Genomic DNA, 8,544 nt, shown 5'->3' with positions numbered 1-8,544 from the left:
AACGACCCATTGGGTCGTTTTTATCCCGTTGCGATTGTGCGACACCGATACAAATACTTTGTATAGCAATCACTTACGAGAACTGTTAAAAATGCTAAAGGAGAAAAACGAGCGATGCGCCGGTAGAAAAACGACCCAATCGCGCACTATTAAATTGTTATACGGTTTGATTAAGATGGATAAAATCATCCAGTTCGTAAAATTGCTAAAGGCCTACCAAAATAAGCAAATAGGCTTAGAAGAGGTTGTTCCAAAATTTAAGGAGCTGGATAATTTTCATGACTTTTGGCACTACATCTCAGACGATGATATCCGAGCCAAAGATCAAGATTACGCAGCAATGCAAAATAAAGAGCTAGATAAATTCATTGCAGCTATTGAGTCTGGTAATTATGAGCAAGCAAATAAAATTACATTCCTTGGCAGCACCGTATAACAAGGCGTGGTTGTCGCCTTCGGCTGGGACTCGCCACTGCGTGGCTCGCCCCAACACTTGGCGTTAGCCACCAAAAGGGAGTCTAGTGAAAAATTTAGCTATATTGCTCATTGTGTGCTTAATGATGTCCTGTACCTCAATTTATGAAATTAAGGTCAAATCACTTGAAAGAGTAAATGAAACAAGGTTTATCTATCCAATAGCATTTAATGAAATTTCAAAAAAATCAGACATGCTTTTTTCATATAAAGCTCAAAAAGAAAATAAAATAAGGTTGTCTGGTTCAGAAAATACTGAATTACTTTACTCAAAAGTGAAGTACTCTTCAGATGACAGAATTGAAATACAACTGGGTGATGTAGCTCGGAGCTTTTGGGATTCAGACTTTTATAGAGTCAATGGGATACCGGCTCAGACAACGGGTGTTTTTACCGTTAAATTCGAACCAACCGACGGTAATCAAACGCTTGTATCTGTTGAAGTAGATAAATTAGAAGTTATCAACGGTACAGATTGTTGTGGTCCCCATGGGCGTTATTCTAGATATACCAGGGTTGCATCAACGACTATCGAGGAATACGCAATTTTGTTTTATCTCGGTGAACAGCTTGGTGTAAATATGCATAAACCTTACAGGCCCGATGGTGGCTAACAAGTTAAAGCAGCGGAAAACCATTCGCTGCACTCGCGTTTTCCGCTGTTTAAAGCGTTAGGTGCCAATGTGATTGAAGCGTTTAAACACATGCCATTACTTTTGAAACTCATAACAGGGCACGCTGCGATTTGTATTTTATTTCTTCTAAAGGCGACAATTCCTGGTTTTATGGGCGATTTTTCGTACCGAGGGCAAGTGATGGGCTACCAAGAAATTTGGGGAAATGATCTTGGTGTTTGGTTGATTCTCATTGGGGCGTTTTTCCCAATTGCTGGGCTCCTATTAGTTTTACGTTGGAAATATTCTAGGCAATATTATTCCCTCGTGCTGTTATGTGTTTTCATAATCCCAACAACGAGCAAAGGTGACTTCGTTTATTTGCCTTTGGCGTTGTTTGTCCCAAGTTTAATAATTGCTTACCTTTTCAAAAGTAAAAAAGTGCGGGAGTATTATGGCACCTAACAAAGCAACTCAATTCGGACCAAAACTCGCTGTCACATTTTTTGCAAACGGCGCAACAAATGCGCCATTAACTTTTGGTCTTTGGTTACGACGTTATGTCCCATGGAGTGGCGCGTGAACATCTGCCTTACCCTGACCGAAATTAACTGGGCGCTGACCAAAGATGTCTTTTCCATAATAGGCACCGTCGGAGCGCTTATCTTTGCTGGCTTTGGCCTTAGCACTTGGAAACGGCAACTCAGGGGTACAAGCGAGTATGAGCTGGCAAAGAAATCCATACTCCTAACCTATGAAGTGCAACAGTTAATCCAAGGGGTTAGAAACCCTATGCTTTACCTGCGCAAAGAAGAAGTTGAAGCAGGCAGAAAAATAGAAGAAGAGCAAAGAATTTACGACGAACGCATGAAAGCTCTTTATCTAAAATGGGCCGAACTACAAACAGTCCGCCTTGAATCAAAGGTAATTTGGTCAACTAATGCTCACGACTGCTTTAACGATATTCAGAAAATAATCGGAGAGCTCAGAGGCGCTATCTGGCTGCATTTTTGGATGAAGGGTGCATACGCAGGGCCGGGCGCTAAAGTTGACAACAACCCAGACAGAGTAATCGAAAATGGGAAAATAGTTTATTTTGAATCCGATGAAGATGAATTCTCATTGAAAATAAAATCATCTGTCGAAAAAGTCGAAAATTTCTTTAAAGATAAAGTCAGATCAAGATGAAACATAACAATGCGCTTAACACCGTTCGCTTCTCTCACTGGACTCGCAAAAGCTGCGCTTTTGCTCGCCCATTAGCAAAGCGTTAAGTTTCAACAGAGAATTAAGCTATGGAATACGCTTCAGGGCTAATCAAGTTAAAGCCCGGAACAGAAGATAAAGTTGAGGAGTGGCGTAGCACGATAGCTTCTCGTTTAAATGAAGCAGCAGCCACTCTGAGAGATGAAGATGTTCAGGTTGAATCTTGGTTTAAGGTGGAACTAAACGGTGAAAAATATCTTCTCTGGTATCTGCGAGCCAAATCAATCAAACGAGTATTTGAGGTTTCAATGCAACTGAAACACCCCATTGACAAGTTTCACTATGATCTTATGGCCGAGATTACATCCAAAAACGGGAACATTTTGGCGGAACCCCTAATTGATATTCCACGCAATGAAACATAACAAGTTACTGTTGTCGCGCACCCGCTGGGGCGGCCTACGCTGCGCTTCTGACGCCCCATAGCTTTGCGATAGACAACCAAGGGAAGCTTAATGAAAAACGTACTTACGATATTGTTTTTTTATTTCATCTCATCTTCTGTCCACGCAGCCAGTCCGCTTTCTGAGTCAGATTTAAGAAAACTAACTCAGCAGTTTATTGAAGCAAAAAACCAGCGTCAGCAACCTGACTCCAATGAAGAAGACATTGATTACTTTCTTTCGTTTTTAGCTGACGAATTTAAGGATGAACATGTTAAATTTAATGTGACAATAACGAGTAAAGATGAGTTGCGGTATGGAATGATCGCAAAACTAGAAGATAAAATATACTTTAGCAACGTAGAGATTTTAGAAATAATGATTGGTAGTAATGTTGCTTTCGTTAAGTTTAAAGAACACGCAAAGGGTCAACCCAGTCACATGGACAAACCTTTCGAATATACCGCGATCAATATTATGTCATTAGAATTTAATGACCTCGGCAAAATAAAACATATAAGACGCCACCATGGTTTGTAATTGGTCAAAAAATACGCATAAACACTCGCTTCACTCGGTATTTTAGCCTACCTATATTAGCCAATTATACCGACGTTTTTTGTCACGATGAAATTAGCCAATAGAATTCCTTTCTCTATCTTTGTGGGCATTGCTGCTGCGGTCATTGGTCTCATCACATTTCTGATCCACTGGTTTTTCTGGGAGGTTAGAGGTGGTCCACTAGCTGGCTACAACTTACTGTTAGGCCCGGGCAACCTTACGCTTACATATATCTGGCACCCTCTTTTCACAGAGGAGTTATCACTCGCACCTAAAGTTGCGCTTATGCTGTTTGGGCAATTTGCTTTAGTATCCGGTATTGTGGAAATTGGTCATCGATTTATTAATCGAATCTTTAAGTCCCGAGCCATATAACAAACGCAAAAACCACTTGCTTCGCTCATTGCAGACACAAGCGCGCGGGCCAATTAAAATTATAGCCCGCGGTTCGTATCGGTTATCCGGAGTTTAAATTGCAAAGGAATGCAGACAATCTTGGTCATTTTAAGCGCTTCACTTCAATTGTTTTATTTGCTGGCGTTATTCCACATCGGACTCGGTGCATTCAACGCAATGGATTTAGTGGCAAGTGGAGACCCTAAACTGATTGCAGGGACGTTATCAGCAAGTATTGTCAAATCGCTACTTGCCGCAGCGCCATCAGTTTTTGGACTTCTGCTGAGCGCACACTTAACCCGTACCGTAGGTGCGCTGCCAAAGTGGTTTAAGAGTTACAGCCGTTTTATGTCTTACTTGTGGCTATTATTTGTTCCAGTCGGCTCTTTTATTGGTTACTTACAACTTAAGCGGCTACGCAATGCTAGCTAAGCCAATATTGTTCAGCCAACTAGCTCGTATAGAACGTTCGCACAACTCACCCGGTTAAACCCCCACTCACCCCTATTGCCATTCTCAAACTTGCCGGTTTCACCGACACTGGATGTCGATAGCTACAGCGCGAGTCCAGTAGCGGCTCGGCCACAAAAGGATGTTGTTATGAAAACCCTATACCGTGTACTTATCTTAATCGCGCTGCTGGTTGCGGCGATTGCTTCCTACAGTGTTGGCAGCCAAACCGGCATGTTCGCTTTCATCATTCTCGGTTTTTTACTGGAAGGCGCGTTCTGGCTGGGTTTATTCCCCGCGAAAAAACGCTGACCCCACAACATTAGCCACTAATCGCCCATGCCATAGCCTAAATGCCCAAGCTATGGCACACTCCGCAGCGGACACAAAATAAGCATAAAAACGGAGTAACACATGTCTGCGCAATCTACCTGGGTAACCCGCGCGCTCGATAAAGTCGAGAAAGTGGGGAACAAGTTGCCGGATCCGGCAATGATTTTCTTCTTTTCACTGGTCTTGGTTTGGGTACTCTCAGCCATCCTTTCCAATTTCAGCTTTGATGCCATCGACCCGCGCAACGGCGAAGCGGTGGTGGTCAATAACCTGTTAACCGGTGCATCCATGGCGGACTTTTTGTCGCGCATGGTGGTCACTTTCACCAGCTTTGCGCCACTTGGCGTGGTACTGGTGGCCATGTTAGGTGTGGGTGTTGCTGAACACTCGGGCTTTATCAGCGCCGGTTTGAAACGCATTCTGGATTTTACCCCTAAAGCCCTGTTAACCCCGGTAGTGGTGTTAGTCGGCATTATCAGCCATACCGCTACAGACGCGGGTTACGTGTTGGTGATCCCGCTGGCCGGCGTGATTTTCTACGCAATGGGTCGCCATCCCCTGGCAGGTATCGCGGCAGCGTTTGCTGGTGTATCTGGCGGTTTTGCCGCGAACTTTATCCCGTCTGCGATTGATCCGTTACTGCAAAGCTTCACCCAGACTGCGGCACAAATTATTGAGCCGGGTATGCAGGTTAACCCACTGAACAACTGGTTTTTTAACTCTGCATCCAGCCTGTTGATTATCGGTCTGGCCTGGTTCCTGACCGATAAAGTGATTGAGCCACGTTTAAAAGACACCCCTATCGACGGTGATCCAGCCGAAATTCCACGCTTTGATGAGCTGGACGAAAAGCAAACCAAAGCGCTGCGCTGGGCATCCCTGACGCTGCTGGGCGGCATTATCGCGCTGGTTGCTATTTTGATCCCGGAAAGCTCACCGATGCGTGCGCCTGACGGCCAGCTGGCATCGTTTGCCGCACCGGTAATGCGTTCAATTGTACCGCTGATCTTCCTGCTGTTTATCCTGCCGGGTGTGGTGTATGGCTATATGTCCGGTGCGTTTAGCAGCTCCAAAGACATGATCGCCTGCATGACCAAGGCGATGAACGGCATGAGCTATTACATCGTGATGGCATTTTTCTGTGCGCTGTTTATCGATGCATTTGCCAAGTCTAATCTGGGCACCTTGCTGGCAGTAGAGGGCGCCAGTGGCCTGCAGGCGATGAACCTGCCGCCGATGGTGACGATTGTAGGCATTATCCTGCTGACCGCTTTTGTGAACCTGTTTGTGGGCTCATCATCAGCTAAGTGGGCGTTGCTGGGGCCGATTTTTGTGCCAATGCTGATGCAATTGAATATCTCACCGGACCTGACCCAAATGGCCTATCGCGTGGGTGACAGCTCATCGAATATCATTACCCCATTGATGCCGTATTTCCCACTGGTGGTGGTGTATTGCCAGCGTTATGTGAAGAGCACCGGGATCGGTACGCTGCTGTCGCTGATGATTCCGTTTACCTTTACCATCCTGATTGCCTGGACCCTGTTCCTGCTCGGTTACTGGGCACTGGGCTTACCGCTGGGCATTCAGTCCAGTTACGTATACCCTGCAGTAGGGTAACTAATCATAAAGCGCCCATCCGGGCGCTTTTTTGTTTATGCATAATGTGAAATTCGACAGTGCAATTTTAGATATTCTGCTTGCTCACCCGCAGGGGATTAGCGAGTACGAACTCATACGGCTATTGCAACAGCCGCCCTATCAGCTGATCAAGGCTGATGCCCTGGCCGATAATCACGTGATGTTTCAAACCCACTTTATTTTGTTCAACAGCCTTTACCGCTTGCGCCATCGTTTACTCACAGAGCAGCGCGGCAATCTGCTGATCAGTGCCAGCAGCATTAAGCGCTTACCCTTCAGCCCGGGTGAAGATGCGCTGCAGCAAAGCGACAAACTGCAGGCGTATTATCTGGACTGGCGCAACCTGCACGACACCAGTGAAGACGATGTGGATGACATGCTGGAACGATTTTGGCTGCGCATGGCTGGGATATCTGAAGCATTGGATCCGGACACAGTGCAACAGGCTTTTACCACGTTAGAGTTGCACCCCAACGCAACATTACTGGAAGCCAAACAACAATACCGTCGCCTGCTACATCAGGCGCATCCGGATAAAGGGGGCGACAGCGAACGCACTGTTGCACTCAAACAGGCCTTTGATATCGCCAGTGCCCACCTAAAACATCAATAAGGCGTATCAATACTAAATGGCAGGGTTACCGGGCTGCTGGGGCGCTGTGGGTTGCCAATCATTTCATCGTAAGGCGTGTCATGTTGCATACAGGACTCGCGTACCGCAAAACCACTGAATGCTTCGCGAATAGACATCGCATTGAAAAACCGCATCGGGCGATCGTCTTCGGCATACAGAATCCCTTCTTCGCCATTTATGCTGAGTTTGACCAGATACAAGCTCATTTCATGGGCTAGCACCGTAAGCTGGTCAATCGGTTGGGTCGGACTCAGTTGGCTCAGATAGTATTTCATCGGCATTCTCCTGTTGTTGTTTTTTTGTACGCCACTTTGCAATGAGCCGATCTCCTGTTGTGTAAATTTTCCGTAAAAGCTGACCTGGATCGCTATTTTGCATCCGCATTTGCAGTACACTGCCAATAAATTCAATACGTTGGAAACCCTATGCAAACTCAGAAATTTTCCCCACTGGTGATGTTTTTTCACTGGTTTACGTTTTTAGCCTTAATTGGCGTTTATGTGGCGGTTGAAGGCCACGAATGGTTTGAACGCGGTACCGATATGCGTAAATATTTTATGATTGCGCACTTCTGGCTGGGCCTGAGCGTGCTGTTGCTGACTGTGCCGCGCATCATTACCCGTTTCTTCAGCGCTTATCCGCCAATTACCCCGACACCACCGGTATGGCAGGATAAAATCGCCAAACTCACCCTGTTAGCCATGTATGTGTGGATGCTGGCCATGCCTTTACTGGGTTGGGCAATGCAAAGTGCCGAAGGGCGCGAGGTGACGTTCTGGGGTATGCAATTACCGGCCTTGCTGGACCTTAATAAAGAGTTGGGGCATGACCTGGAAGAAGTCCATGAAGCGTTGGGCACATTTGGTTATCTGTTAATAGGCGTTCATATTCTGGCCGCCATCTGGCATCAGCATGTGATGAAAGACGACACTCTGCAGCGTATGCGTCCGGGCAGGTAGCTCCCGGCGGGTAACTCGGGGCGAGTCCGTCTCGGCTAAAACACTGTACGGTTAAATAATGCTCCCCACAGCGGTGCAGCCTGCACCGCTTTAATTCACAACGCATCGCCCCTTCCACACACAAAAACACTAACCCACTGTTTTATATAGATTTTTAAAATTGGCACACACTCTGCTAAATGAAAACGTCTGTTTCGCAAGCCTAAAAAAGACAACAATGACCGTGCGCTTAGTTGATTAACAACACCAGGGATCGCTAAGTCGAAACAGTATGGATTGCGCCCCCACCGTGTCCGGGGGGCGCAAACTTTTCAACCAGGGATGGTTGTTCCTTTATGTTAGCGGAGCGCTAATAATCTTTAACAATTCTGTTCAGCCTTGTTAAAAACGCGTCCACCATGCACTACACACTGTTTTTAGTGCATTCATCCTTACCGTTTAGTCGCTGTCCACAATCAGGTATAACACTGGCTGTTTTCTTGTCAGGCAGCACTATGGCGACCATCAAAATCACCCGTGCCATCGGCTTAAATAAGCAGGATGCAATTCACTATTTTCAGACCCAGGCCAGTACACTGAATCCTGAGTTGGATTTAGATTGGCAATGGCAGGGTAATCAGGCCAAAGTTACCGGCCGCGGGGTGAAAGGGTTATTTACTATCGAAGAGCATCAGGTGGAGATCGAAGTTCGCCTGGGTTTATTGCTGTCTGCTTTTGCCTGCAAAGTGGAACGGGAAATTAACGGCTTTTTGGATCAACTAGCCTGATTAGATTGTTTTGGTCTTCACACAGCAGTTAGGATAATTGCTGTCAAAAACAATGAAATGGAACTT

General features: G+C 45.9%; 13 protein-coding genes. 12 read left to right on the top strand and 1 reads right to left on the bottom strand.

The window, feature by feature from the left end; genetic code table 11:
• The 10 genes from TK45_RS16305 to TK45_RS12760 form a co-directional block, all read left to right on the top strand.
• Positions 1-436: hypothetical protein (locus tag TK45_RS16305; protein ID WP_217350838.1), on the top strand; the 436-nt coding region annotated here is incomplete at its 5' end.
• Between the two features lie 85 nt (positions 437-521).
• Positions 522-1,088, top strand: coding sequence for a hypothetical protein (locus TK45_RS12795; protein WP_131259220.1), 567 nt, complete (start codon positions 522-524; stop codon positions 1,086-1,088).
• A gap of 69 nt (positions 1,089-1,157) precedes the next feature.
• Entirely contained in the window at positions 1,158-1,553 is a 396-nt protein-coding gene (locus TK45_RS12790) for a hypothetical protein (RefSeq protein WP_131259219.1), read from the top strand.
• A 114-nt stretch (positions 1,554-1,667) separates the two neighbouring features.
• On the top strand, positions 1,668-2,276 hold the full coding sequence (locus TK45_RS12785; protein WP_131259218.1) for a hypothetical protein: 609 nt from the start codon (positions 1,668-1,670) through the stop codon (positions 2,274-2,276).
• Positions 2,277-2,383: 107 nt separating this feature from the next.
• Positions 2,384-2,719: a DUF6176 family protein gene (locus TK45_RS12780; protein WP_131259217.1), complete on the top strand. Its 336-nt coding sequence runs from the start codon at positions 2,384-2,386 to the stop codon at positions 2,717-2,719.
• A 90-nt stretch (positions 2,720-2,809) separates the two neighbouring features.
• Positions 2,810-3,277, top strand: a complete 468-nt coding sequence (locus TK45_RS12775; protein ID WP_131259216.1) for a nuclear transport factor 2 family protein — start codon at positions 2,810-2,812, stop codon at positions 3,275-3,277.
• Positions 3,278-3,793: 516 nt separating this feature from the next.
• Entirely contained in the window at positions 3,794-4,126 is a 333-nt protein-coding gene (locus TK45_RS12770) for a hypothetical protein (RefSeq protein ID WP_165490784.1), read from the top strand.
• Between the two features lie 168 nt (positions 4,127-4,294).
• Entirely contained in the window at positions 4,295-4,456 is a 162-nt protein-coding gene (locus TK45_RS16255) for a hypothetical protein (RefSeq protein WP_165490783.1), read from the top strand.
• 102 nt (positions 4,457-4,558) lie between these two features.
• Positions 4,559-6,097, top strand: a complete 1,539-nt coding sequence (locus tag TK45_RS12765; protein ID WP_131259214.1) for an AbgT family transporter — start codon at positions 4,559-4,561, stop codon at positions 6,095-6,097.
• A gap of 37 nt (positions 6,098-6,134) precedes the next feature.
• A complete protein-coding gene (locus tag TK45_RS12760; RefSeq protein ID WP_131259213.1) occupies positions 6,135-6,731 on the top strand; it encodes a DNA-J related domain-containing protein in 597 nt (198 codons plus the stop codon).
• Here TK45_RS12760 and TK45_RS12755 read toward each other — a convergent pair.
• Positions 6,725-7,027 carry a DUF6482 family protein gene (locus TK45_RS12755; protein ID WP_254426611.1) on the bottom strand — a complete coding sequence of 101 codons (303 nt, stop codon included), beginning with the start codon at positions 7,025-7,027 and terminating at the stop codon, positions 6,725-6,727. The genes TK45_RS12760 and TK45_RS12755 overlap by 7 nt on opposite strands.
• A gap of 150 nt (positions 7,028-7,177) precedes the next feature.
• Between TK45_RS12755 and TK45_RS12750 the strand changes: the two genes are divergently transcribed.
• On the top strand, positions 7,178-7,711 hold the full coding sequence (locus TK45_RS12750; protein WP_131259211.1) for a cytochrome b: 534 nt from the start codon (positions 7,178-7,180) through the stop codon (positions 7,709-7,711).
• A 494-nt stretch (positions 7,712-8,205) separates the two neighbouring features.
• The gene (locus TK45_RS12745; protein WP_165490782.1) at positions 8,206-8,478 is read left to right on the top strand and encodes a polyhydroxyalkanoic acid system family protein; all 273 of its coding nucleotides are present in this window, start codon (positions 8,206-8,208) and stop codon (positions 8,476-8,478) included.
• The last annotated feature ends 66 nt before the right edge of the window (positions 8,479-8,544 follow it).

This window comes from Bowmanella sp. JS7-9 (genome assembly GCF_004329715.1).
Classification (GTDB): Bacteria; Pseudomonadota; Gammaproteobacteria; order Enterobacterales; family Alteromonadaceae; genus Pseudobowmanella; species Pseudobowmanella zhangzhouensis.
The sequence above is the reverse complement of the archived record's forward strand: the minus strand, read 5'-3'. Positions and strand labels throughout refer to the sequence as shown.